Source organism: Streptomyces sp. NRRL S-378 (genome assembly GCF_000720645.1).
Classification (GTDB): Bacteria; Actinomycetota; Actinomycetes; order Streptomycetales; family Streptomycetaceae; genus Streptomyces.
In genome coordinates this window covers 1-23,053 of sequence record NZ_JOBX01000047.1, presented here as the reverse complement: position 1 = coordinate 23,053, position 23,053 = coordinate 1, and the positions used below count along the sequence as shown (strand labels likewise).

The window sequence follows — 23,053 nt, the reverse complement described above, 5'->3', positions numbered from 1 at the left end:
GGGTGGAGGGTGCGGCGGCGGGGTGGGGGAGCGGAGTCCTGGGGCAGCGGTGGCGGAAGGGGCGGCGAGGGTCCGGAAAAGCCGAATTCCCGGAGGGCGGGGGGTGAAGGGGTAGGGCGTTCCGGGGATCGGAATCCGAGCATTCGGTAGTCAGTGACGCGTAGGGGGTTTTCCCGTCCCTCCGATCGTTTTCCGGTGCGTGCCGGTCCCTCAAGGGCGCTCGTTCCTCGCGTCGCTGCGCGATGGCCTTCGGCCACCCTTGACCGCCCGTCCCGCCCCGGAACTACGAGGACCGCCGGAAACCCCGGCCCGCGTCCTCAGAACGCCGGGCGTTCCGGGTCCAGGGCGGCCCGGCCCTCCGCGGGGGAGGAGGCCTCGGCGAAGCGGCGCTGGGGGATGCGGCCCGCCCGGAAGGCCAGGCGGCCCGCCGAGACGGCGTCCCGCATGGCGGACGCCATCAGGACCGGCTCCTGCGCCCGGGTCACGGCCGAGGCCAGCATCACCGCCGCGCAGCCCAGTTCCATCGCCAGTGCGGCGTCCGAGGCGGTGCCCGCTCCCGCGTCCAGGATCACCGGGACCCCCGCCCGCTCCGTGATGAGCTCGAAGTTGTGCGGGTTGCGGATGCCCATCCCGGATCCGATGGGGGAGCCGAGCGGCATGATCGCCGCACAGCCCACGTCCTCCAGCTTGCGCGCGAGCACGGGGTCGTCGTTGGTGTACGGGAGGACGGTGAAGCCCTCGTCCACCAGGACCTCGGCGGCGTCCAGCAGTTCGACGCCGTCGGGCAGGAGGGTCCGCTCGTCCGCGACCACCTCCAGCTTGATCCAGTCGGTGCCGAGGGCCTCCCGTGCGAGCCGGGCCGTGAGGACGGCCTCGCCCGCGGTGAAGCAGCCCGCGGTGTTCGGCAGGACCGAGATGCCGAGCCCGGTCAGGACGGAGAGGACGGAGCCCTGCACCGTCGGGTCCAGGCGCCGCATGGCCACGGTGGTGAGTTCGGTGCCGGACGCGACCAGGGCGCGTTCCAGCACGTCCAGGCTCGGGGCGCCCCCCGTGCCCATGATCAGGCGGGAGGAGAAGGTCCGGTCGCCCAGGGTGAAGAGGTCGTCGGCCATGCCGGTCAGCCTCCCTGGACCGCGGTGAGGATCTCCACGCGGTCGCCGTCGCCCACGGGGGTGGCCGGCCACTGGCCGCGCGGGACCACGGTCTCGTTGAGCGCGGCGGCCACCCCGGAGGTGGCCGCGGTCAGGGTGGCCACGACGCTGTCGAGCGTGGCGCCGGCCGCGACCTCGCGCGGCTCGCCGTTGACGGAGATGGTCATGCGTACGACTCCTGACGTGCGGCGGAGAAGCGGCGGGGGGCGAAGGGGCGTGCGATCTCGGGCAGTTCGCCGGTGACCAGCAGCTCCGCCATCACCTCGCCGGTGAGCGGGGTCAGCAGCACCCCGTTGCGGTAGTGCCCGGTGGCCAGGTGCAGGCCGGGCAGGTCGGTCGGGCCCAGCAGGGGGGCGTTGTCGGGCGAGCCGGGGCGCAGTCCCGCCCGCGTCTCGGTGAGCGGGAGTTCGGTGATGCCGGGTACCAGTTCGTGGGCGTCGCGCAGGAGTTCGTAGACCCCGCCCGCGGTGACGGTGGTGTCCCAGCCGAGTTCCTCGCTGGTGGCGCCGATGACGAGTTCGCCGTTCTCGCGGGGCACGAGGTAGACGTGGCTGCCGCGGACGACCGCCCGTACGGTGCGCGAGAGGAACGGCGCGTAGGCGGGGGGCACGGCGAGCCGCAGCACCTGCCCCTTGACCGGCCGCACGGGCGGCAGCACCTCGGCGGGTACGCCCGCCAGCCTGCCGCTGAGCGAACCCGCGGCCAGGACCACCTGGTCGGCGTGCAGCTCCGTGCCGTCGTCGAGGAGGGCGCCGGTCGCCCGGTCCGCGGCGGTGAGCAGCTGTTCGGCGGCCGCCCGGTGGACGGTCACCCCGGCGCCCTCGCAGGCGGACAGCAACGCGGCGGCGAGGCGGCGCGGGTCCACCTGGTGGTCGCCGTCGACGCGCAGTCCGCCGCGGACGCCCGGGGCGAGCATGGGTTCCAGGCGGCGGCACTCGCGGCCGGTGAGCCATTCGGACTCCAGGCCGCAGCGGCGTTGGAGGGCGTGCAGTTCGCGCAGGTGGAGGCGGTCGTCTGCATCGAGTGCGACGGCAAGGGTGCCGCAGGCGCGGTAGCCGATGTCCATGCCGCCGCTCGTGTCGGTGAGCTCGGCCGCGAACTGCGGATAGCGTTCGGCGGAGGCGAGGCCGAGGCCGAGGAGGGCTTCCTCGCCGTAGTGCAGTTCGGTGACCGGGGCGAGCATGCCGGCTGCTACCTGGGCGGCGCCGCCGCCGGGTGCCGGGTCGGCGAGTACGGTGCTCAGTCCGCGGGCCGCGGCCCGCCAGGCGGTGACCAGGCCGATGATGCCGCCCCCGATGACGAGGACGTCGGATCCCTTTCGAGACGAGTGCATGGGCGTCCAGCCCCTCCCTTCGCCGGCATGACCCGGATCAGGTTCGTACGGTCGGAGGCCGGCCAGCCTCCCTCTCAGCCCGGTGCGCCGGACTCCCGCGATAGGTACGGTTGCCAGACTATCCCGGCCGTGGACGGCGGGTAAGGCGGCACCTGTTCCTGACGGAGCGTCAGATGATTAGGGTGGCCGGGTGAGCGAGCAGACGGAACACAATCAGCGCGGCGTCGTGATCGTCGGCGCCGGAATGGCCGGGGTGCAGACCGCGGTCGCCCTGCGCGAGCAGGGCTTCACCGGCCCCGTGACCCTGCTGGGAGCCGAACCCCACCAGCCCTACGACCGCCCCCCGCTGTCCAAGGCGGTCCTGCTCGGCAAGGCCGAGGACTCCGCCTTCGACGTGGACTTCGAAGGCCTGGACATCGAACTCCGCCTCGGTACCGAGGTCAGCGGACTGCGGGCCGCCGACCACGAGCTGGACACCGAGGCGGGACCGGTCCCGTACGGGGTCCTCGTCCTGGCGACCGGCGCGCAGCCGCTGACCCTCCCCGGCGCCGAGGGCGTACCGGGCGTCCACCTGCTGCGCACGCTGGACGACGCGGCGCGGCTGCGGCCGGTCCTGACGGCCGCCTCCCGGGTCGTGGTCGTCGGCGCGGGCTGGATCGGCGCCGAGTTCGCCACCGCCGCCCGGGAGGCCGGCTGCGCGGTGACCGTCGTGGAGGCGGCCGACCGGGTGCTGGCGGGCGCCCTGCCCGCCGAGGTCGCGGAGCCCATGGCGCGCTGGTACGGGCAGGCCGGCGCCGAACTGATCACCGGCGCGAGGGTGGCCGCCGTGGAGGAGGGCAGGGTCCTCCTGGCCGACGGCAGGACCCTGCCCGCCGACGCGGTGGTCGTGGGGATCGGCGCGCGCCCCGCCACGCAATGGCTGGCCGGATCCGGCGTGGAACGCGGAGCGGACGGCTCGGTCACCGCGGACGCCCACCTGCTGACCTCCCTGCCGGGGGTCTACGCGGTCGGCGACTGCGCCTCCTTCCCGTCCGGGCGGTACGGGGCGCGGCTGCTGGTCCACCACTGGGACAACGCCCTCCAAGGCCCGCGGGCCGTCGCGGCGAACATCCTGGCCGGGGAACCCACCGCGGTCTACGACCCGGTGCCGTACTTCTGGTCCGAGCAGTTCGGGCGCTTCGTGCAGTACGCCGGCCACCACGGCGGGGCCGACACCCTCGTCCGGCGCGGCGACCCGGACCAGGAGACCTGGTCGGTGTGCTGGCTGCGGGACGGCGCCCTGGCCGCGGTCCTCGCGGTCGGCCGCCCCCGCGACCTGGCGCAGGGCCGCAAGCTGATCGAGACCGGCGTCCCGGTGGACCCGGCCAGGGTCGCCGACCCGGGCACCCCGCTGAAATCGGCCACCGCGTAGCCGCCCGGCCCGCCCGGCCCGGCCGGCCCGGGCGGCGTGCCACGGACGGGCCGCCCGGCTACCGGCTGTCGGTGGGAGGTGGCAGGCTTGGTCCGTGACCGAGATTGACGCAAAGATCGATTCCCTCGTCCCCGACTGGCTGTACCTCCCCGACATCGCGGAGATGCTGAACGTCGAGGTGACGCGGGTCCGCCAGATGGTCAAGGAAGGGCAGCTCATCGCCGTCCGCCGTGGCGAGAACCGGGCCCTGCAGGTTCCGGCGCCGTTCATCGACGGCGACAAGGTGGTCAAGGGCCTCGTCGGCCTCCTGACCGTCCTGCGCGACGACGGCTTCTCCGACGAGGAGATGCTGGAGTGGCTCTTCACCCCCGACCCGACCCTGCCGGGCACCCCCGCCCAGGCGCTGAGCGAGAATCGCGGCACGGAGGTGAAGCGCCGCGCTCAGGCGCTCGCCCTCTGACCTGATCCGCAGTAGCTCCACCGCGGTGTACGGGCCCCCGCGCCCGTACACCGCCTCCATCACGGGGGGTACACCCATGCAGCTGTCCGACGCCCGGCTCTACCTGTGCACGGACGCCCGCAAGCGCCAGGGTGACCTCCCCGAGTTCCTCGACGCCGTCCTGGCCGGGGGCGTGGACATCGTCCAGCTCCGCGACAAGGGCATGGAGGCGGCCGAGGAACTGGAACACCTCCAGGTGTTCGCCGAGGCCGCGCGCCGCCACGGCAGGCTCCTCGCCGTGAACGACCGCGCCGACGTCGCCCACGCCATCGGCTCCGACGTCCTGCACCTGGGACAGGGCGACATCCCGGTTCCCGCGGCCCGCGCCATCCTCGGCGGGCAGGTGCTCATCGGCCGCTCCTGCCACGCGGAGGACGAGGTCGCCGCGGCCGCCGCCGAACCGGGCGTGGACTACTTCTGCACCGGGCCCTGCTGGCCCACCCCCACCAAGCCCGGCCGCCACGCCCCCGGCCTGGACCTGGTCCGCTACGCGGCCTCCCTGGAACAGGACCGGCCCTGGTTCGCCATCGGCGGCATCGACGCCGGGAACCTGGACGAGGTGCTCGACGCCGGCGCCACCCGCGTCGTGGTCGTCCGCGCGATCACCGAGGCCTCCGACCCCGGTGCGGCCGCCGCGGACCTCGCCAAGCGGGTCCGGGCCCGCCTCGGCTGAGTGCCGGCCCCGCCCCCGGCCCCCGCGCTCCACCCCCGGCCCCGTCCGACCGGACGCCCGTGGCATTCCGCGCCGTCGAAGCCCGTACAGGCCCTTCCCGGCCAGAGGTGAGGCCGCAGGTGTCCAAAAACGTGTCCAAAAGGCGGACGCCGCTTCGGGGAGTGCCGGGCCGCGTCTAACCTGCCCACATGGCCTCTGGTACCGCTTCCACCTGGTCGGACCGCGCACACACGGTCCGTGACCTCCTCGCGTCCGGGCGCTCGTACTCCTTCGAGTTCTGGGCCCCCAAGACCGAGAAGGGCGAACGCAACCTCTGGAACGCCCTGCGCCGGGTCGAGGCGGTATCCCCGAGCTTCGTCTCCGTGACCTACGGAGCCGGCGGCTCCACCCGCGGCGGCACCGTCAAGGCCACCCAGGAGATCGCCGCGGACACCACGCTGACCCCGGTCGCGCACCTCACCGCCGTGGACCACTCCATCGCCGAGCTGCGCCACGTCATCGGCCAGTTCGCCGACGCCGGCATCCGCAACATGCTCGCCCTGCGCGGCGATCCGCCGGGCGACCCGATGGCCGACTGGGTGCCGCACCCCGAGGGCGTGCACTACGCCGCCGACCTGGTGCGGCTGCTCAAGGAGTCCGGGGACTTCTGCGTCGGCGTCGCGGCCTTCCCCGAGATGCACCCGCGCTCGACGGACTGGGATACGGACATCCGGCACTTCGTGGACAAGTGCCGCGCGGGGGCCGACTATGCGATCACCCAGATGTTCTTCGATCCCGAGAATTATCTGCGGCTGCGCGACAGCGTCGAGAAGGCGGGCTGCGAGACCCCGATCATCCCCGAGGTCATGCCTGTTGTGGGTATCAAGCAGCTCGACCGACTGCCCCAGCTGAGCACCGCGGTCTTCCCCTCGGACGTGAAAGAGCGCATGCTCGCGGTCAAGGACGACCCGGCCGCTGTACGCTCCATTGGCATCGAGTTCGCCACGGAGTTCTGCGCGCGGCTGCTGTCCGAAGGTGTACCAGGACTGCACTTCATCACGCTGAACAACTCCACGGCGACTCTCGAGATCTACGAGAACCTGGGCCTGCACCAGCGGGCCTGACCGGCCGTACCCGTGTGACGGCCGTACCGAGAGGGGCCTTGCATGGGTATGACGGTCCTCTACATCGCGTTCGGAATCGTCGCGTTGTGGCTGCTTGCCGAGGTACTGATGCAGTACAAGGCCCGGCTTCGCTGGCGCCTGCTCGCCTTCGCCGGCTTCCTCGGCGTGGTCGCCGGGGTGATACTGCCCTCGGTGCCGGTCATCGGCGCCGGCGCCGCCGCGTTCGCCGTGGGCCAGACCCTGGTGACGCTCTCCTTCCGCAAGGGCTTCGTCGCCGGCTGGGCCCTGCGCCGCGGCGGGGAGCCCGTACGGAAGACGGGACGCCGCCGGTCCGGGACCGCGACGGCGGAACCGGCGCTCCAGGTCACCGCCCTGGAGTACGACGACGCGGACGGGGCCCCGGACGAGCGGCGGCCGTCGCGGCCCGCGGCCGAGGAGGTCTACAGCCCGGAGCCGGTGCCCGAGGACACCGGGTCCTACGGGATACAGAGCTTCTCGACGCCCGCCCCGGAGGTCGGCCAGACCGCGGCCTTCGCCTCGCCGTTCACCACCGCCGAGCAGGACGCCCACCAGTACGCGGCGTACTACGACCAGCAGAACCAGGGCGGTTACGGCTACTCCGGCGGCTACCCGACGGGAGACCAGCAGCAGGTCTACGCCGCCTACTCGGACCCGTACATCGGCACCGGCGGCGGCGTCGTCCCGCCCCAGCCCTACGACTACACCCCGTACACCGACTACGGGCAGCAGCAGTACTCCACGGACACCCCGCCCGGTGGCGTCTGGGTCCCGCAGCAGCGGTCCACCGAGGGGGGCGGCCAGCCCTATCCGGCGGACGGGCAGGGCGAGCCGCCGCAGCAGCAGTACCCGTACCAGCAGGGCGGGTACGAGCAGTACCGCTACTGAGCCGGCCGCGCGGCCACGGGCGGTCCCGCGGCCACGGGCCGCCCCGGCCGGGGCCGCGGCCCGGTCACTGGGAGCCGCGGAAGTCCGCGCCCTCCACGATCAGCCCGGCCACCAGGGCTCCGGTCATCCCGGCGTGCGCGAGCCCGCCGCCGGGATGGGCCCAGCCACCCGCCAGGTACAACCCGGGCAGGGCCGTGGAGTTGGCCGGGTACAGCAGCCGGCCCCCCGCGCCGGCGAGGGCGGGCGGCGGCACCGCGCCGCCGACCGCACCGGTCGCGGCCTCCACGTCGGCCGGGGTGCGCACCTCCTGCCACAACAGCCGCTCCCGCAGCCCCTGTACGGCCTTCTCCGCGAGGTTCAGCAGCTCCCCGGGCTCGGAGGTCCCCGGGCCGTCCACGGCGCTCACGGTGACCGCCTCGTGCTCCGCGTCGGGCCGGGTGGCGGGGTCGTCCGGCCGCATGACGGTGACCTGGGCCCCGGCGGCGTGCACCAGGGTGCGGTGGACGGTCCCCGCAGGACGCGCGCCGCGCAGCGCGAGCAGCAGCGTGATCCGGCCGGGCACGCCGTCGCCGCGGGCCGGGACCGCCTCGGCGGGCCACGGCAGCGAGCCGGCCGGCAGCCGCCGCGGGTCGATCCCGCAGACGACGGAGTCGGCCGCCGCCTCGGTGCCGTCGGCCAGCAGCAGGCCGGCCGCCCGGCCGCCCCGGACCAGCACCTCCCGCACCTCCGCACCGAAGACGAAGGCGACCTTCCGCTCCAGGCAGCGCTCGTACACGGCGGTGGCCAGCGCCCGCATCCCGCCGCGCACGTACCAGCTGCCGAAGGTCTGCTCCATGTACGGGAGCACGGCCGCCGAACCGGGTGCGGTGGCGGGGTCGAGGCCGTAGCCGCGGACCACGCCGGTCAGCACCTCCGCGAGCGGGCCGCCCAGTTCCCGTCCGGCCACCTCGGCGAGGGTCGGCGTACGGCGGCGGAGCAGGCCGCTGCGCCGCAGGGCCGGGTACGGGTCGCCGCCCAGCGTCCGCCGGGCCCCGTCCCGCAGGGGCTCCTCCAGCAGCGGGCGGCGGGTGGCGTCCCAGGCGTCGCGGGCCCGGCCCAGCACACCGTTCCAGCGCTCGCCGGCGCCCCGGCCGAAAGCGGCGTCGAAGGCGGCGGCGACACCGCCGTGCGAGGCGCCGGGGAGGGTGACGTCGATGCCGTGACCGGGCAGGACGTGCCGGACGGCGGGGTCGACCTGCGCCATGTCGACGCAGTCCTCCAGCGGCCGCTTGCCGGTCTTCACGAAGAGGTCCCGGTACACGGCGGGCAGGTGCAGCAGCCCGGGCCCGGTGTCGAAGGCGAAGCCCTCGCGCTCGTACCACCCGACGGCCCCGCCGTAGGTGGCGCCCCGTTCGTACACCGTCACCTGGTGCCCCGCCACGGCCAGCCGGGCCGCCGTCGCCATCGCGCCCATGCCGGCGCCGATCACCGCAATTCGTGCCATGCGGCCGAGCCTATGGCCCCGTCCGGGCGCCCGCGGTCAGTGGGGTGGCGCCCCGGTGACCGCGCGGGCCTCGGCGGCCAGCCGCTTCTCCTCGCGGCGCTGGGCGCGCCGGCGCAGGAAGCGGCGGATCCGGCTCCAGAGGAAGGCGACGACGGCCAGCCCGACGACCAGCAGGGAGCCCGCGATGATCGCGGCGGGGACGGGGTAGAAGATCGCGAAGGTGACGAGGCCCGCCACCCCGAGGTCCTCGGCGATGCTCATCGCCACGTTGGTGAACGGCTCGGGCGAGGTGTTGATCGCCATCCGGGTGCCGGCCTTCACGAAATGGCTGGCCAGTGCCGTTGAGCCGCCGATCGCCCCGGCGGTGATGTCGGAGAGCGAGCCGCTCTGTCCGGCCAGCAGGGCGCCGATCACCGCACCCGTCAGCGGGCGGATCACGGTGTGGACGCCGTCCCATATCGAGTCGACGTACGGGATCTTGTCGGCGACCGCCTCGCAGAGGAAGAGCACGGCGGCGGCGATCAGCACGTCCGTGCGCTGGAGGGCCGCGGGGACCTCGTCGGTCAGGCCGGTACGGCCGAAGATGCCGAGCAGGAGGACCACGGCGTAGGCGTTGATCCCGCTGGCCCAGCCGCTGGTGAAGACCAGGGGGAGCACACTCATCGGATCATCATGCCGTACGGGTGTACCGGCGAGTCGCAGGGCGGTGCAGAACAGTGAGGGGACGGCCGCGCGGCGGCGGCCGTCCCCTCACTCACGTCATCCCGGGGCTACTGCTACTGCCCCTGCTCGTCACGCCGGCGCTGCCACCGGTCCTCGATGCGGTTCATCATCGACCGACGCTGCCGGTTGTGGCCGCGGGCCGAACCGCCGGTACTTCCGGAGACGGGCTGCTCGCCTGGCTTGGGTGCCTTGCGCCAACCGGTGACCACCAGGACCGTACATCCCAGCATGACGAGGAAGCCCACCACGCTGATCCAGAGCACGTTCGGAATGATCACACCGGTCATGAGGAGCGCGATACCCACAACAATGCCTGCGACTGCCTGGTAGACCCGTCGCCGGGTGTACGTACGCAGGCCGCTGCCCTCAAGCGCTGTCGCGAACTTGGGGTCTTCGGCGTACAGCGCTCGCTCCATCTGCTCGAGCATTCGCTGCTCGTGCTCCGAGAGCGGCACGGGAGTCCTCCTCATCCGTCGGTCGCGGGGGTAGCGACCAGGGGTCCCCTTCAGGATAGGCGGGGAATCGCCCCCGTGACACCCGCCCTCAACGCACACGTTCCAAAATGACAAAGCACAGAAAGACACAGCTGGTAAAACCACTGCGAAAACCGTACCGCCGCGGGAGCGGTCACTGAGGCCGTTATTCCCCAATGGCCCGTTCACCATGCCGGTCGCTGCTTCCGATCATACGGGGCGGACCGGCCGAGCGGAGGGTGAGCGGCAGACTCGGTGCGCGGAAGAGCGCAGTTCAGGCCTGCTTCTCGCCCAGGACGTGAAGTTGCGTGGCCACCGCGTGGAAGGCCGGCAGCTCCGCCGCGGCCTCCTCCAGACGCAGCAGCGCCTCCACCGCGCCCGGCTCGGTGTCCACCAGGACGCCCGGGACGAGGTCGGCGAAGATCCGCACGCCGTGCACCGCGCCGACGGTCAGGCCGGCCCCGCCGACCAGCTCCGAGAGCTGCTCGGCGGTGAACCGGCGCGGCACCGGGTCGCCGGAGCCCCAGCGGCCGGCCGGGTCGGTGAGCGCGTTGCGGGCCTCCGTGAAGTGTCCGGCGAGCGCGCGGGCGAGCACGGCCCCGCCGAGGCCGGCGGCCAGCAGGCTGAGCGTGCCGCCGGGGCGCAGGGCCGCCACCGCGTTGGCCACGCCCTCGGCCGGGTCGTCCACGTACTCCAGGACGCCGTGGCAGAGCACCACGTCGTACGCGTCCCGCTCCACGACGTCCAACAGGCCCTGGGCGTCGCCCTGGACGCCGCGGACCAGGTCGGCGACACCGGCCTCGGACACCCGGCGCTCCAGCCCGAACAGCGCGTTCGGGCTGGGGTCGACCACGGTGACCCGGTGGCCCAGGTGGGCCACCGGCACGGCGAACTTGCCGGTGCCGCCGCCGGTGTCGAGCACGTCCAGCACGTCCCGTCCGGTCGCCTTCACCCGACGGTCGAGCGCCTCCTTGAGGACCTCCCACACCACGGCGGTGCGGAGGGAGGCACGGGGGCGGGAAGTGTCCGACACGGCTGATGGCTCCTCGGCGCGGTAAGGGTGAGCGGTCTGTGCCCCACCCTATTGCCTTCCGCAGCCGGGCAGGTCATCCCGCGTCCGGACGCTCCGGCCGTGGCTGCGGCAGGGTCTGCCCCGGACTCCGGGGCGGGGTCTGGGCGGGTGCCCGTACGGCGAGCATCCGCTCCACCAGGCGCAGGAACATCGAGGCGGCGCGCAGCAGGTCGTCCGCGTCCCGGGCGCTGGCCGCGTCCGCTATCCCCGCCTCGGCCCGGGCCCGGCGGGCGGCGCCGGAGGCGAAGAGCGCGCTCCACTCCGCCAGCTCCGGTGCCAGCTCCGGCAGCACCTCCCACGCGCTGCGGATCCGGGGCCGCCGCCGGGGGCTCACCGGCTCGGGCCGTGCACGCGCGGCGAGCACGGCCGCGGCGGTGCGCAGCGCGGAGAGGTGGGCCGTGGCGTAGCGCTCGTTGGGCCGGGTCAGCCGGGCGGCCTCGGCCAGGCCGCTGCGGGCCTTGTCGAGGAGGTCGAGGGCGGCCGGTGGGGCCGCCGACTTCCGCAGGACGGGGTGGACAGGGGACGGGGACGGTGTGGCCATGACGAACCTCCTGTCGATGCGTTGCCCCCATCGTGACGGGCCCCACTGACAATCGTCCTGACCTGCGCCTTTGCCGTCATATGCACAGCAACTGCCCGCTCCTGCGCACCTGGTGCGGAATGAGGTGGTAGTTTTTGAACTGACCGGTCAGTTCAAAAAGAAGGGGGACGGCGTGGACAGCCCGCACGGCGCGGCCGTCAAGGCCGAGAACTTCGGACTCAAGGGCCCGCGCGGCTGGGCCTTCCGGGGGGTCGGCCTCGACGCGGCGCCCGGCTCGCTCATCGCGGTCGAAGGCCCCTCCGGCAGCGGCCGGACCTGCCTGCTCCTGGCCCTCACCGGGCGCATGAAGCCCACCGAGGGCCACGCCGAGATCGGCCGGCACCGGCTGCCGAAGAAGATGGCCGCGGTCCGCCGGATCGCCGCCCTCGGCCCGGTTCCCGGGGTCAACGACCTCGACCAGTCCCTCACCGTCGCCGAGCAGCTGCGCGAGGGCGCCCTGCTCCAGCGCCACTACGGCGCCCCGATCCGCGCCCTGCTGCGGCCCCGGGCCGAGCGCCGGGCGAGCGCCGCCGCCCGGATCGCGACCGCCCTGGACGCCGCCGGGCTGGACCTCGCCACGCTGCCCAAGGGAGAACGCACCACCGTCCGGGACCTGGAACGCCTGGAGGCCGTACGGCTCTCCGTCGCCATCGCCCTGCTCGGCTCCCCGCGGCTGCTCGCCCTCGACGACCTCGACCTCAAGCTCTCGGACACCGAACGCACCGAGGTCTGGAGCCTGCTGCGGTCGATCGCGGCCCGGGGCACCACCGTCGTGGCGGTGTGCAGCGAGGCCCCCGCCGACGCCGTGGTCCTGCGGACCGGCCCGAAGGAGGACGGCGGCGCACCGGGAGCCGGACCGTCGGGCGCCGCCGTCGCCACCCCGAAGATCACGTGGGGCGCCCGGCCGGAGGACGAGGACGAGGCCACCGGGGCCGGCGAGGCCACCGGGGCCGCCGAGGACCCGAAGACGGACGCGAAGACGGCCCCGAAGCCCGATCCGAAGCCCGATCCGAAGCCGGCCCCGAAGCCGGACCCGCAGAAGGACGCGAAGACGGCCCCGAAGCCCGATCCGAAGCCCGATCCGAAGCCGGCCCCGAAGCCGGACCCGCAGAAGGCGCCCGGCACGGAGAAGGACGCGGCCGCCGACGGCGCCGGCGAGGCCGACGCCGGCACCACCGAAGACACCGACGACGACGACACGAAGGGGGCGGACGATGCGCTCGCCGAAGCTGGCCGCGCTTGAGCTGAAGCGGTTCGGGCGGGGGAAGCTGCCCCGGGCCGCCCTCGTCGCACTGCTCCTGCTGCCACTGCTCTACGGAGCCCTGTACCTCTGGTCCTTCTGGGACCCCTACAGCCGCCTCGACAAGGTCCCGGTCGCCCTCGTCAACTCCGACCGGGGGGCGACCGTCGACGGCAAGCGCCTGGACGCGGGCGGTGAGATCACCAAGAAGCTGCGCGACAGCAAGACCTTCGACTGGCGGGAGGTGAGCCCCGAGAAGGCTGCCAAGGGCCTGGAGGACGGTACGTACTACCTGACCCTGACCATGCCGGCCGACTTCAGCGAGAAGATCGCCTCCAGCTCGGGCGAGGACCCCGCCACCGGCGCCCTCCAGGTCCGCACCAACGACGCCAACAACTACGTCGTCGGCTCGATCTCGCGCACCGTCTTCTCCGAGGTCCGCTCGGCGGCGTCCGCCAACGCCTCCCGCGGCTTCCTCGACAAGATCTTCGTCAGCTTCTCCGACCTGCACGACAAGACCGCGGAGGCCGCCGACGGCGCCGACAAGCTCAAGGACGGCGCCGGCAAGGCCCAGGAGGGCGCCAAGGAGCTCGCCGACGGCCTCGACACCGCCGGCGAGAAGAGCGGCGAACTCAACAGCGGCCTGAAGAAGCTCAACTCGGCCGCCGGCAAACTGGAGACCGGTACCAGGGACGTCGCGAACGGCACCCAGGTCCTCGCCGACAAGGTCAACGGCGCTGCCGACAAGGCCCGCCCCTTCGTCAAGGACCCCAAGAGCCTCGCCGCCACCGCCGAGCTGGTCGCCGACAGCGCGAAGGTCGTCAACAACCACCTCGACAAGTTCGTGGAGAAGGCGCCCGCCGCCGCGGCCGTCGCCAAGCGGGCCTCCACCGGCGCCGACGCCTACTACACCAAGCACTGCGTCACCCCCGGCGGCGAACCGCACCTCGCCTCCTGCCCCGACCTGAAGAAGGTCCGCGACGACGCGGCCGAGGCCGCCGAACTCAGCGGTGACGTCAGCACCCTGGCCAAGAACGCCGGCGGTGACGTGGCCAAGCTGCGCAGCCAGCTGACCGACCTGGAGAACAAGGCCCGCGAGCTCGCCGACAAGGCCCCCCACCTCGCGAGCGACCTCGACGCGGCCGTCGCCAAGGTCAACGCACTCAACACCGGCGCCCACAAGGTCGCCACCGGCATGTCCCAGCTGCACACCGGCCTCGGCACCGCCACCACCGGCTCCGGCGCCCTCACCGACGGCGTCGGCAAGCTCGGCGACGGCGCCCACCGCCTCGACGGCGGCATGTACAAGCTCGTCGACGGCACCGGCGAACTCGCCGGCGGCCTGCACGAGGGCGTGGGCAAGATCCCCGACTACGACCAGCAGCAGCGGGACGCCCGCACCGAGGTCATGGCCGACCCGATCAAGCTCGCCAACCAGTCCCTGCACAAGGCGCCCAACTACGGCACCGGCTTCGCGCCCTACTTCATCCCGCTGTCCCTCTGGGTCGGCGCGATGGTCGCCTACATGCTGATCGCCCCGATGAACAAGCGGGCCCTGTCGGCCGGCGCGTCGCCCTGGCGGATCGCCCTCGCCGGCTGGCTGCCCGTCATGGGGATCGGCGCCGCCCAGGTCACCCTGCTGATGTCCGTCCTGCACTGGGCCCCGGACCTTGGCCTCAAGATGGCCAACCCCGCCCTCACCATCGCCTTCCTGCTGCTGGTCACCGGCTGCTTCGCGGCGATCATCCAGTGGCTCAACGCCAAGTTCGGCGCCGCCGGGCGGATCCTCGTCCTCGCCGTCCTGATGCTCCAGCTGACTTCGGCCGGCGGCACCTACCCCGTCCAGACCAGTCCGGACTTCTTCAACGCCGTCCACCCGTACCTGCCGATGTCGTACGTCGTGGAGAGCCTGCGCCGCCTCATCACCGGCGGCGACCTCACCCCGGTCTGGCAGGGCAGCCTGGTCCTGGTGGCCTTCACCGTCGGCGCCCTCGCCCTGACCGCGCTCGCCGCCCGCGGCAAGCAGGTGTGGACCATGGACCGACTGCACCCCGAACTGAGCCTGTAGGGACGTGTTGACCTGTGACAATCAGCGCCATGGACAGCAGCAGCACCGGTACGGGTACCGGCGGGGGCCGTCGTGCGGCCACCCGGCAGAAGCTCTACGAAGCGGCCGTCACCCTGATCGCGGAGAAGGGCTTCTCCGCGACCACGGTCGATGAGATCGCCGAGCGGGCGGGCGTGGCGAAGGGCACCGTCTACTACAACTTCGCGAGCAAGAACGAGCTCTTCGAGGAGCTGCTGCGGCACGGCGTCGGGCTGCTGACGGCGTCGCTGCGGGCGGCGGCGGAGGAGACCGAGGCACGCGGCGGCAGCCGGGTCGAGGCGCTCGACGCGATGATCCGGGCGGGCCTGGTCTTCATCGACCGCTACCCGGCCTTCACCCAGCTGTACGTCGCCGAGCTGTGGCGGACCAACCGCACCTGGCAGTCCACGCTCATGGTGGTCCGCCAGGAGGCGGTGGCCGTCGTGGAGAAGGTGCTGCGCGAGGGCGTCGAACGCGGGGAGCTCAGCTCCGAGATCGACGTGCAGCTCACCGCGGCCGCGATGGTCGGGATGGTGCTGGTGGCCGCCCTGGACTGGCAGTCCTTCCAGCGGGAGCGGTCCCTCGACGACGTGCACTCGGCGCTGTCGCTGCTGCTGCGCGGCCGGGTCAGCGGCAACCGCTGAACCGCGCGGCACCCCCCACTCGGCGGTGCCGCGCGGGCGCGCCGGCCCGTACAACTGGTGGGGCCCGCCGCGGCCGCTGAGTATCCGTACCTAGGCGCGGAAATGAGTACGGCCGCGGATGGGCTCCCACCTGCGAGGACGTCAGACTGGGAGCAACGGACAGGGGACCCGGTCCGCACCGCCGACACGGGGCTGCGGAGCGGACCGGGTACCTCCTTCCGGAACCGGGAGAAGGTACGGGGGACCCGGTAGCAGAAGCGAGGACGCGGCGGGGCCCGGGGGGATCGGGCCTCGCCGCGTCCTCGCGTCCGCGGGTCCTGCGGTTTCCGGTGCCGGTGCGGCGCCGTTGCGGGGGCTCAGCCCCCGTGCCCCCCGCGCCTCGCACGCCGCCGGGGCCCGAACGTGACGGGAGGGCGGCGGTCAGCCGCGGCCCCGCAGGGGGAGGCGGAGGCGGAGGGCCGTCAGGCGGGCCGAGACCGCGGAGGCCAGGGCCGACCGGCGGGCGGAGACCGCCCAGGAGATCCGGGCCGCCGACCGCGGCAGCAGCAGGGCGCGCAGCCGGGGCAGGCGCCCCGCCGAGGCAAGCAGGCCCGCCCGGGCCTGCCGTACGTCGTCCGCCAGGCCCGCGTACGAGACCTCCGCGGCCGGCGGCGCGTACAGGGCCCGTTCCACGGCACCCGCCACCCGGTGCACCGCCGCGGCGGCGTCCGGCTCCAGGCGGCCCAGTTCCACGACCCGGCTCGCCGCCCGGCGCGGGGAGAGCGCCTCGTCCGGGGCGACGCCCACGTCCCAGGCCGCGTCGCCCAGCTCCCGCCAGGCCGCCAGGACCTCGCCGGACGCCAGGCGGCGGGCCCGCAGCCGGTTGCGCCACAACAGCGGGAGCAGCGGCAGGCCCACCACCGCGAGCACCAGCGCCGCCCAGCCGAGGACCGCCGTCACCGACGGCCCGGCGCCGGCCGCCGCGTTCTGCTGCGGGGCGGTCGGCCCGCACTCGCCGAGCCGCTTGAGCGCGGGCGGGCACTCGGCGGACGCCGAAGGAGCCGGAGCCGGCTGCACCGCACCCTGCGAGGGCAGCGGCGCCGGCGCGGACGGCTGGACCGTGGGGGCCGGCGCCCGGGAGTAGTCCGGCACGTTGAGGCCCGACCGGGGCGTCGGCTCGAACCGGGTCCAGCCCACGCCCTGGAAGTACAGCTCGGGCCAGGCGTGCGCGTCCCGCATCGAGACGTTCACGATGCCGTCCGACTGCTTCTCGCCGGGGGTGAAGCCCACCGCGACGCGCGCCGGGATGCCCAGGGTGCGGGACATCGCCGCCATCGAGAACGCGAAGTGGATGCAGAAGCCCTCCTTGTCCGCGAGGAAGCGGGCGACGGCCTGCGGCCCCGTCCCGGAGGCGGTCTGCGTGTCGTAGCGGAAACCGCCGCTCACGGCGAAGAAGTCCTGCAGCTTCACCGCGCGCGCGTAGTCGTCCTTCGCCCCCTGCGTGACCTGGCGGGCCGTGTCGCCGACCACCTGCGGCAAGCTGTCCGGGACCCTCGTGTACTCCTCGCGGACCGCCGGGTCCGGTGCCGGGGCCTTCTGGAGCTGCTGAGCAGTGGGCTTCAGCAGCAGGCTGCGCACCTTGTACTCGGCGCCCTGCACGGTCTGGAACTTGTCGCGGCCCAGCTGGTCCCCGACCAGGGTCCGGCCGACGGGCTCGAACCGCCACTTGCCGGGGATGTCCACCGCGGTCGCCGGATACGGCATGGGGAGGTAGCGCTGGGTGTAGCCGTCCGAGGCCGTGATGTTCGTGGTCACCTCGGTCGCGCCGAGGCGGACCTGGTCACCGAGACCGGGCGGGACCGGCATCTGCTGCGGTACGTCGGTCAGCGCGCGCCCGGACGCCTCCCACTTGGCGCCGTTGAACTCGTCCAGGGCCAGGATGCGCAGGTACTGGTCGCTCTGCTGCGGGTTGTCCGTGCGGTACCGGAGCACCACGCGGTTGTCCTGCGCGTTCAGGTTGCTCTGCAGGGAGACCAGCGGGTTGACGGCCGAGATCGTGCCGCCGGACCCGCCGCTGCCCTCGCCCTCCTTCGGGCCGCCCAGCAGACCGTCGTCGAGGGCGGGCAGCGCCGCCGGAACCACCAGCGCCATGCCCAGGGCCAGGGCGCCGATCCGCCGGCCGAACCGCACCGGGGCCGTCGCCCGGACGCCGCCGCTGCTGATGCCGGAGTCGGCCGGCGCGCGTCCGCGCGGTGCGGCGCCGAAGACCCGTCCCCACTGGGCGAGCCGGTCCCGGCCCTCGGACAGCAGCAGCATCAGGTAGCCGCAGCCGGCCAGCAGGAAGGAGAACCAGGAGGCGTCCCCGCCGCCCGACAGGCCCGCGGCGACCGAGTACAGCGCGAGCAGTGGCAGACCGGCCGCCGCGGCCGTGCGCGCGGTCACCGCCAGCAGGTCCACCAGCAGGCCGATCACCAGCACCCCGGACACCAGCAGCAGCTGGATGCCGTCGGTCAGCGGGGCGGGTATCGCGAACTCGCCCACGTCGTGGACGCCCTGTGCGAACAGCGAGCCGAAGTCCGTCACGAAGTAGGCCAGCGGCCCGCTGCCGGTGGACTCGACCTTGCCGGCGAAGAACAGCGCGAGCAGCAGCAGCGACACCAGCAGCTGCGCGGCCACCGTCAGCGACCGCGCCAGCGGCACCCGCCGGGCCCCCGCGCCCACCGCGCTCTGCACGGTGAGCAGCAGCGCGGCCTGGAGCAGCCAGGCCTGCGACTCCACCAGCGGGCTCAGCGACCACGAGGTGAGCAGCGTCGCCAGTGCCGCGAACACCGTCAGTTTCGCCCGTCCGCTCATGCCAGGCCTCCGCTCGTTCCCGTACCGACGCGCGCGGTCCCGGCCTGACGCCACAGTTCGCCGAAGGCGACCCCGGGGGTGGCGGCGAGTGCCGTCCAGCCCGCGTCGCGCAGCCTGCGCAGCCGCTCCTCCAGGGGGACGACGTCGTACCCGGGCGAAGGCCGTCCGCCCCAGGCCCCGGTGTCCAGGACGAAGGCCACCGCGCCCGAGGTGCGCTGGCGCATCTTGGCCGCCAGTTCGGTCTGTACGTCGTCCAGGTCGCCGAAGAAGGCGATGAGGAGCCCGTCGCCGCCGCCCTCGCCGTAGCCGCCGCCGCGTACGGCGTCGTAGGCCCGGGAGAGCCCGGCGCCGTCGGAGTGCCCGACCACGGCGAGGGTGTCCATCATCAGCCCGGCGGCCTCAGCGGATTCCTGTCCGCCAGTGGAGAACCCCCCGCCGCCCTCGCCGGGCACCGCGCTCCCCGTGTCGGTGAGCAGCCGTGCCGAGAAGCCCTGTTCCAGGACGTGCACGAGGCTGGAGGCGGCCGCGGAGACGGCCCATTCGAAGGCGGAGTCCGGCCCGGCGCCGTCGAAGGCGAGGCGGCGGGTGTCGAGCAGGACGGTGGCCCTGCTGCGCTGGGGCTGTTCCTCGCGGCGGACCATCAGCTCGCCGTAGCGGGCGGTGGAGCGCCAGTGCACGCGGCGCAGGTCGTCGCCGCGCCGGTAGCCGCGCGGGATGACGTCGTCGTCACCGGCCAGGGCCAGGGAGCGGCGGCTGCCGTCGCCGTAGCCGTTCGACTCGCCGGTCAGCCGGACCGGGGGCAGGGGCTCGGTGCGCGGAATGACGGTGAGGGTGTCGTAGGTGCTGAAGGAGCGGGTCAGCTCGACCAGTCCGAAGGGGTCGGTGAGCCGCAGCTGGAGCGGGCCCAGCGGATAGCGGCCGCGCAGGTCGGAGCGGACCCGGTAGGACACCTCGCGGCGGCCGCCGGGCTCGACCCGGTCCAGGACGAAGCGGGGGCGCGGGCCCAGTACGTAGGGCACCCGGTCCTGGAGCATCAGCAGACCGGTGGGCAGCCGGGAGACGTTGTCCATGCGCAGCTGCACGCGGGCCTCGGCGCCCGCGGGGACCCGGCCGGGGGACAGCCGGCGGCTGCCGGAGACCCGGTAGCGGGTGCGGTGCAGGGCGTAGACGCACATCAGCGGCAGGAGGGCGAGCAGCAGGCCGACGCGCAGCAGCGCGCCCTGGCCGAGGACGTAGGCGCAGGCGGCCGCGGCGATCCCGGCGGCCACGAACGAACGGCCGCGGGTGGTCAGCCCGGACAGCGAGGCGCGCAGCCCGCCGCCGTTTCCCGGGCCGCCGGCGCCGTGTGCGGCACCGGCGCTCATCAGAAGCCCCGGACGCCGGCGGCGGGCGGCATCTCGCCGCGGCCGTGCGCGGCCGGGACGGGGGTGCGCTGGAGGATCTCGCCGACGACCTGCTCGGAGGTGCGGCGGTTCAGCTGGGCCTGCGCGGTGGGCAGCAGCCGGTGCGCGAGGACCGGTGCGGCCAGCGACTGCACGTCGTCGGGCAGGACGTAGTCCCGGCCGGAGAGCGCGGCGGAGGCCTTCACGGCGCGCAGGAGGTGCAGGGTGGCCCGGGGCGAGGCGCCGAGCCGCAGGTCGGGGTGGCTGCGGGTGGCGGAGACCAGGTCGACGACGTAGCGCCGGACGGGCTCGGCGACGTAGACCTCACGCACGGCCTCTATGAGCTTGACGATGTCGTGGGCGTGCGCGACGGACTGGAGGTCGTCGAGCGGGTTGACGGCGCCGTGCACGTCGAGCATCTGCAGCTCGGCCTCGGGGCTGGGGTAGCCGACGGAGACGCGGGCCATGAAGCGGTCGCGCTGGGCCTCGGGCAGCGGGTAGGTGCCCTCCATCTCCACCGGGTTCTGGGTGGCGACGACCATGAAGGGGCTCGGCAGGGTGTAGGTGGTGCCGTCGATGGTGACCTGGCGTTCCTCCATCGACTCCAGCAGCGCCGACTGGGTCTTCGGCGAGGCGCGATTGATCTCGTCGCCGATGACGATCTGCGCGAAGATCGCGCCCGGCTTGAACTCGAACTCGCGGCGCTGCTGGTCGTAGATGCTGACACCGGTGATGTCGGAGGGCAGCAGGTCGGGCGTGAACTGGATGCGCTGCACCGAGCAGTCGATGGACTTGGCCAGCGTCTTGGCCAGCATCGTCTTGCCGACGCCGGGCACGTCCTCGATCAGCAGGTGCCCTTCGGCGAGGAGCACGGTCAGCGCGAGGCGGACGACCTCGGGCTTGCCCTCGATCACGTTCTCGACCGACTGGCGGACCCGCTCCGCCGTGCTGGTCAGATCTGCGAGGCTCGCTCGGTCGTCATACGTCGTCACCTGGTTCTCCTCGGCCATTTCCCAGGGCCGACGCCCTTGGCGCATGACCGGCCCACCCCGAAACACGGACACCGAATGCGGGGGTTCCCGGGTGGTGTCTCCCCGCATTCTTGACGGCGCCTGGGCCTTGTGTCACTCAGGAGCCGGGATCGATCTCCCGGAGGAGTCCGGTGTGCACGTCGAAGACGAAGCCTCGCACATCGTCCTTGTGGGGCAGGAACGGGTTGGTGCGGACGCGCTGCATGGACTGGCGGACGTCCTGGTCGACGTCCCGGAAGGCCTCGACGGCCCAGGCGGGACGCTGGCCGACCTCGTCCTCCAGCTCGTGCCGGAAGTCCTCGGTCAGGCGTTCGAGACCGCATCCGGTGTGGTGGATGAGTATCACCGTGCGGGTGCCGAGGGCGCGCTGGCTGATGGTGAGCGAGCGGATGGTGTCGTCGGTGACCACGCCGCCCGCGTTGCGGATGGTGTGGCAGTCGCCGAGTTCCAGGCCGAGCGCGGCGTGGAGGTCGAGCCGGGCGTCCATGCAGGCAACGATGGCGACCTTGAGGACCGGGCTGGCGTCCATGCCGGGGTCGGTGAACTTGGCGGCGTAGCGCTGATTCGCCTCGACCAGCCGGTCGGTGACGGATCCGCCGGCGGATGCCTCGGGTGCGGAGTCGGCAGGCAGGGATGCGGAAGTCGTCATGGGTACGACGTTAGTGGTCACGGGCGGTGCCGGCCCTGCGTGAGGGTGGACAAAGAACGTCAACGGGGCTTGTTGTGAGCTAACCCACAGGGGTGGGCGAGGGGCTGCCATCCGAGTGGTTCGGCACCATGTGCGGCTTCGGTCCGAGAGCCGCGTACGGCGCGCGGGCCGGTTCGTTGACCGCGGCGACCGTTGCACTAAAGTGACGCGAACCGGCCGGAGCCCGGCCCTGACCGGCCTCCCGGCCACCGATGAAGACTCCGCGTGCGCGGCGCGTACGTACGGCCCGGCCCTCTTCCGCTCACCGGCCGGGGGAGCGGGCGGTGCGTACGCCTGCCGCGCCGTTATCTGAGAGGGCGCTTTGACTAGCGAGTCCCGACATGTCCCGGTGATGCTCCAGCGGTGCCTGGACCTGTTGGCCCCGGCGCTGGAGAGGCCCGGGGCCGTCGTCGTCGACTGCACCCTCGGCCTCGGCGGCCACAGCGAGGCCCTGCTGACCCGGTTCCCCGAGGCGCGCCTGATCGGCCTCGACCGCGACAAGGAAGCCCTGCGGCTCTCCGGCGAACGCCTCGCCCGCTTCGGCGACCGGGCCACCCTCGTCCACGCGATCTACGCGGACCTCGCCGAGGTGCTCGACGGCCTGGGACTCCCCACCGTCCAGGGCATCCTCTTCGACCTGGGCGTCTCCTCCATGCAGCTGGACGAGGCCGACCGCGGCTTCGCGTACGCGCAGGACGCCCCGCTGGACATGCGCATGGACCAGACGACCGGCATCAGCGCCGCCGAGGTCCTCAACACCTACGCGCCGGGCGAGCTCGTACGGATCCTGCGCCAGTACGGCGAGGAGAAGCAGGCCAAGCGGATCGTGTCCGCGATCGTCCGGGAGCGCGAGAAGGCCCCCTTCAGCAACAGCGCCCGGCTGGTCGAGCTCATCCGCGACGCACTGCCCCAGGCCGCCAAGCGGACCGGGGGCAATCCGGCGAAGCGCACCTTCCAGGCGCTGCGGATCGAGGTCAACGGCGAGCTCTCCGGCCTGGAGCGGGCCATCCCGGCAGCGGTCGACCGCATCGCGGTGGGCGGCCGGATCGCGGTGCTCTCGTACCACTCGCTGGAGGACCGCCTGGTCAAGCAGGTCTTCTCGGCCGGCGCGACCTCCACCGCCCCGCCCGGGCTGCCGGTGGTGCCGGAGAAGTACCAGCCGAAGCTCAAACTGCTCACGCGAGGAGCGGAGCTGCCGACCGAGGAGGAGATCGCCGAGAACCGGCGGGCCGCCCCGGCGAGGTTCCGGGGGGTCGAGCGCATCCGGGAGGCGCGACTGTGACCAAAGCCGGGAAGGTCGCCACGCTGACCCGCGGGCAGGCGGCCCGCATCGGCCGGGCCCTCGGCGCCCGCCCGGCCCGCCCGCGGCCCGGCGGGCAGGCGGCGCGGATGCCGTTCGTCCTGCTGGTCGTGGCGCTGCTCGCCGGCGGTCTGATCAGCCTGCTGCTGCTGAACTCGGCCCTCAACGAGGGCTCCTTCCAGCTGAGCCGGCTGAAGAAGGAGACCACCGCCCTCACCGACGAGGAGCAGGCCCTCCAGCGCGACGTGGACGCCTACTCGGCCCCCGACGCACTCCAGCGCCGAGCGCGCGAACTGGGCCTGGTCCCGGGCGGCAGCCCCGTCTTCATCGGCCCGGACGGCAAGGTCTCCGGCAGCGTCTCGGTCGCCGAGGCACCGCCGTCACCGACCCCGACCCTCCCGGCCCCGCCGCCGGCCGGACCGGGGCAGCCCCCTGCCCCGGCC

At 73.5% G+C, this 23,053-nt stretch carries 22 protein-coding genes and 1 riboswitch; of the genes, 10 read left to right on the top strand and 12 right to left on the bottom strand.

All coding sequences use genetic code 11. The annotated features are described in order from the left end of the window. Positions 1-317: 317 nt before the first annotated feature. From IH80_RS0127535 to thiO, 3 genes are all read right to left on the bottom strand, one after another. A complete protein-coding gene (locus IH80_RS0127535; protein ID WP_030964086.1) occupies positions 318-1,112 on the bottom strand; it encodes a thiazole synthase in 795 nt (264 codons plus the stop codon). A 5-nt stretch (positions 1,113-1,117) separates the two neighbouring features. Further along, on the bottom strand, positions 1,118-1,318 hold the full coding sequence (gene thiS / locus IH80_RS0127530) for a sulfur carrier protein ThiS (protein WP_030964085.1): 201 nt from the start codon (positions 1,316-1,318) through the stop codon (positions 1,118-1,120). Further along, positions 1,315-2,484 carry a glycine oxidase ThiO gene (gene thiO / locus IH80_RS0127525; protein ID WP_030964083.1) on the bottom strand — a complete coding sequence of 390 codons (1,170 nt, stop codon included), beginning with the start codon at positions 2,482-2,484 and terminating at the stop codon, positions 1,315-1,317. Before thiO ends, thiS begins: the two co-directional genes overlap by 4 nt. Next, positions 2,482-2,593, bottom strand: a riboswitch (TPP riboswitch). Its footprint overlaps the gene before it by 3 nt. A gap of 81 nt (positions 2,594-2,674) precedes the next feature. Here thiO and IH80_RS0127520 point away from each other — a divergent pair. From IH80_RS0127520 to IH80_RS0127500, 5 genes are all read left to right on the top strand, one after another. After that, positions 2,675-3,895 carry an NAD(P)/FAD-dependent oxidoreductase gene (locus IH80_RS0127520; RefSeq protein WP_030964082.1) on the top strand — a complete coding sequence of 407 codons (1,221 nt, stop codon included), beginning with the start codon at positions 2,675-2,677 and terminating at the stop codon, positions 3,893-3,895. 94 nt (positions 3,896-3,989) lie between these two features. Beyond that, positions 3,990-4,355 carry an Rv2175c family DNA-binding protein gene (locus IH80_RS0127515; protein ID WP_030964081.1) on the top strand — a complete coding sequence of 122 codons (366 nt, stop codon included), beginning with the start codon at positions 3,990-3,992 and terminating at the stop codon, positions 4,353-4,355. Positions 4,356-4,431: 76 nt separating this feature from the next. Next, positions 4,432-5,067 carry a thiamine phosphate synthase gene (thiE, locus tag IH80_RS0127510; RefSeq protein ID WP_030964080.1) on the top strand — a complete coding sequence of 212 codons (636 nt, stop codon included), beginning with the start codon at positions 4,432-4,434 and terminating at the stop codon, positions 5,065-5,067. A 188-nt stretch (positions 5,068-5,255) separates the two neighbouring features. Next, positions 5,256-6,170 carry a methylenetetrahydrofolate reductase [NAD(P)H] gene (gene metF / locus IH80_RS0127505; protein WP_030964079.1) on the top strand — a complete coding sequence of 305 codons (915 nt, stop codon included), beginning with the start codon at positions 5,256-5,258 and terminating at the stop codon, positions 6,168-6,170. Between the two features lie 42 nt (positions 6,171-6,212). Then, on the top strand, positions 6,213-7,076 hold the full coding sequence (locus IH80_RS0127500; protein WP_030964077.1) for a hypothetical protein: 864 nt from the start codon (positions 6,213-6,215) through the stop codon (positions 7,074-7,076). 64 nt (positions 7,077-7,140) lie between these two features. On the opposite strand, the gene IH80_RS0127495 is transcribed toward IH80_RS0127500, so the two are convergent. The 5 genes from IH80_RS0127495 to IH80_RS0127475 form a co-directional block, all read right to left on the bottom strand. Beyond that, a complete protein-coding gene (locus tag IH80_RS0127495) occupies positions 7,141-8,559 on the bottom strand; it encodes a phytoene desaturase family protein (RefSeq protein ID WP_199819314.1) in 1,419 nt (472 codons plus the stop codon). Positions 8,560-8,595: 36 nt separating this feature from the next. Then, a complete protein-coding gene (locus IH80_RS0127490) occupies positions 8,596-9,222 on the bottom strand; it encodes a DUF4126 domain-containing protein (protein WP_030964075.1) in 627 nt (208 codons plus the stop codon). 113 nt (positions 9,223-9,335) lie between these two features. Next, positions 9,336-9,737, bottom strand: coding sequence for a DUF3040 domain-containing protein (locus IH80_RS0127485; protein WP_030663992.1), 402 nt, complete (start codon positions 9,735-9,737; stop codon positions 9,336-9,338). 292 nt (positions 9,738-10,029) lie between these two features. Beyond that, positions 10,030-10,788, bottom strand: coding sequence for a methyltransferase (locus IH80_RS0127480; protein WP_030964074.1), 759 nt, complete (start codon positions 10,786-10,788; stop codon positions 10,030-10,032). A 73-nt stretch (positions 10,789-10,861) separates the two neighbouring features. Continuing rightward, entirely contained in the window at positions 10,862-11,368 is a 507-nt protein-coding gene (locus IH80_RS0127475; RefSeq protein WP_051810020.1) for an SAV_6107 family HEPN domain-containing protein, read from the bottom strand. A 172-nt stretch (positions 11,369-11,540) separates the two neighbouring features. Here IH80_RS0127475 and IH80_RS47435 point away from each other — a divergent pair, with 172 nt between their 5' ends. The 3 genes from IH80_RS47435 to IH80_RS0127460 are packed head-to-tail and all read left to right on the top strand — an operon-like array spanning position 11,541 to position 15,377. Then, complete coding sequence (locus tag IH80_RS47435; protein ID WP_030964070.1) at positions 11,541-12,650, top strand: ATP-binding cassette domain-containing protein; 1,110 nt, start codon at positions 11,541-11,543, stop codon at positions 12,648-12,650. Next, positions 12,622-14,715, top strand: coding sequence for a YhgE/Pip domain-containing protein (locus IH80_RS0127465; protein ID WP_030964069.1), 2,094 nt, complete (start codon positions 12,622-12,624; stop codon positions 14,713-14,715). The genes IH80_RS47435 and IH80_RS0127465 overlap by 29 nt, the downstream gene beginning before the upstream one ends. Before the next feature lie 29 nt (positions 14,716-14,744). Then, positions 14,745-15,377, top strand: coding sequence for a TetR/AcrR family transcriptional regulator (locus IH80_RS0127460; protein WP_030964068.1), 633 nt, complete (start codon positions 14,745-14,747; stop codon positions 15,375-15,377). A gap of 420 nt (positions 15,378-15,797) precedes the next feature. Here the strand turns inward: IH80_RS0127460 and IH80_RS0127455 are convergent, their stop codons facing one another. The 4 genes from IH80_RS0127455 to IH80_RS0127440 form a co-directional block, all read right to left on the bottom strand. Next, positions 15,798-18,209, bottom strand: coding sequence for a DUF3488 and transglutaminase-like domain-containing protein (locus IH80_RS0127455; protein WP_030964066.1), 2,412 nt, complete (start codon positions 18,207-18,209; stop codon positions 15,798-15,800). Further along, complete coding sequence (locus tag IH80_RS0127450) at positions 18,206-19,573, bottom strand: DUF58 domain-containing protein (RefSeq protein ID WP_037881263.1); 1,368 nt, start codon at positions 19,571-19,573, stop codon at positions 18,206-18,208. Before IH80_RS0127450 ends, IH80_RS0127455 begins: the two co-directional genes overlap by 4 nt. Next, entirely contained in the window at positions 19,573-20,583 is a 1,011-nt protein-coding gene (locus tag IH80_RS0127445; protein WP_037881272.1) for an AAA family ATPase, read from the bottom strand. Before IH80_RS0127445 ends, IH80_RS0127450 begins: the two co-directional genes overlap by 1 nt. 136 nt (positions 20,584-20,719) lie before the next feature. Continuing rightward, positions 20,720-21,271 carry a beta-class carbonic anhydrase gene (locus IH80_RS0127440; protein ID WP_030964062.1) on the bottom strand — a complete coding sequence of 184 codons (552 nt, stop codon included), beginning with the start codon at positions 21,269-21,271 and terminating at the stop codon, positions 20,720-20,722. 391 nt (positions 21,272-21,662) lie between these two features. Between IH80_RS0127440 and rsmH the strand changes: the two genes are divergently transcribed. Continuing rightward, positions 21,663-22,592 carry a 16S rRNA (cytosine(1402)-N(4))-methyltransferase RsmH gene (gene rsmH, locus IH80_RS0127435; RefSeq protein WP_030964061.1) on the top strand — a complete coding sequence of 310 codons (930 nt, stop codon included), beginning with the start codon at positions 21,663-21,665 and terminating at the stop codon, positions 22,590-22,592. Continuing rightward, positions 22,589-23,053, top strand: a 465-nt coding sequence (locus tag IH80_RS0127430) for a hypothetical protein (protein WP_030964060.1), incomplete at its 3' end; no start/stop codon positions are given. The genes rsmH and IH80_RS0127430, both read left to right, overlap by 4 nt.

Coding starts and splice junctions, on each gene's coding strand:
- IH80_RS0127535 (WP_030964086.1), bottom strand. CDS start 1,112: ATGGCCGACGACCTCTTCACCCTGGGCGACCGGACCTTCTCCTCCCGC.
- thiS (WP_030964085.1), bottom strand. CDS start 1,318: ATGACCATCTCCGTCAACGGCGAGCCGCGCGAGGTCGCGGCCGGCGCC.
- thiO (WP_030964083.1), bottom strand. CDS start 2,484: ATGCACTCGTCTCGAAAGGGATCCGACGTCCTCGTCATCGGGGGCGGC.
- thiE (WP_030964080.1), top strand. CDS start 4,432: ATGCAGCTGTCCGACGCCCGGCTCTACCTGTGCACGGACGCCCGCAAG.
- metF (WP_030964079.1), top strand. CDS start 5,256: ATGGCCTCTGGTACCGCTTCCACCTGGTCGGACCGCGCACACACGGTC.
- IH80_RS0127500 (WP_030964077.1), top strand. CDS start 6,213: ATGGGTATGACGGTCCTCTACATCGCGTTCGGAATCGTCGCGTTGTGG.
- IH80_RS0127495 (WP_199819314.1), bottom strand. CDS start 8,559: ATGGCACGAATTGCGGTGATCGGCGCCGGCATGGGCGCGATGGCGACG.
- IH80_RS0127490 (WP_030964075.1), bottom strand. CDS start 9,222: ATGAGTGTGCTCCCCCTGGTCTTCACCAGCGGCTGGGCCAGCGGGATC.
- IH80_RS0127475 (WP_051810020.1), bottom strand. CDS start 11,368: ATGGCCACACCGTCCCCGTCCCCTGTCCACCCCGTCCTGCGGAAGTCG.
- IH80_RS0127465 (WP_030964069.1), top strand. CDS start 12,622: ATGCGCTCGCCGAAGCTGGCCGCGCTTGAGCTGAAGCGGTTCGGGCGG.
- IH80_RS0127460 (WP_030964068.1), top strand. CDS start 14,745: ATGGACAGCAGCAGCACCGGTACGGGTACCGGCGGGGGCCGTCGTGCG.
- IH80_RS0127455 (WP_030964066.1), bottom strand. CDS start 18,209: ATGAGCGGACGGGCGAAACTGACGGTGTTCGCGGCACTGGCGACGCTG.
- IH80_RS0127450 (WP_037881263.1), bottom strand. CDS start 19,573: ATGAGCGCCGGTGCCGCACACGGCGCCGGCGGCCCGGGAAACGGCGGC.
- IH80_RS0127440 (WP_030964062.1), bottom strand. CDS start 21,271: ATGACGACTTCCGCATCCCTGCCTGCCGACTCCGCACCCGAGGCATCC.
- rsmH (WP_030964061.1), top strand. CDS start 21,663: ATGCTCCAGCGGTGCCTGGACCTGTTGGCCCCGGCGCTGGAGAGGCCC.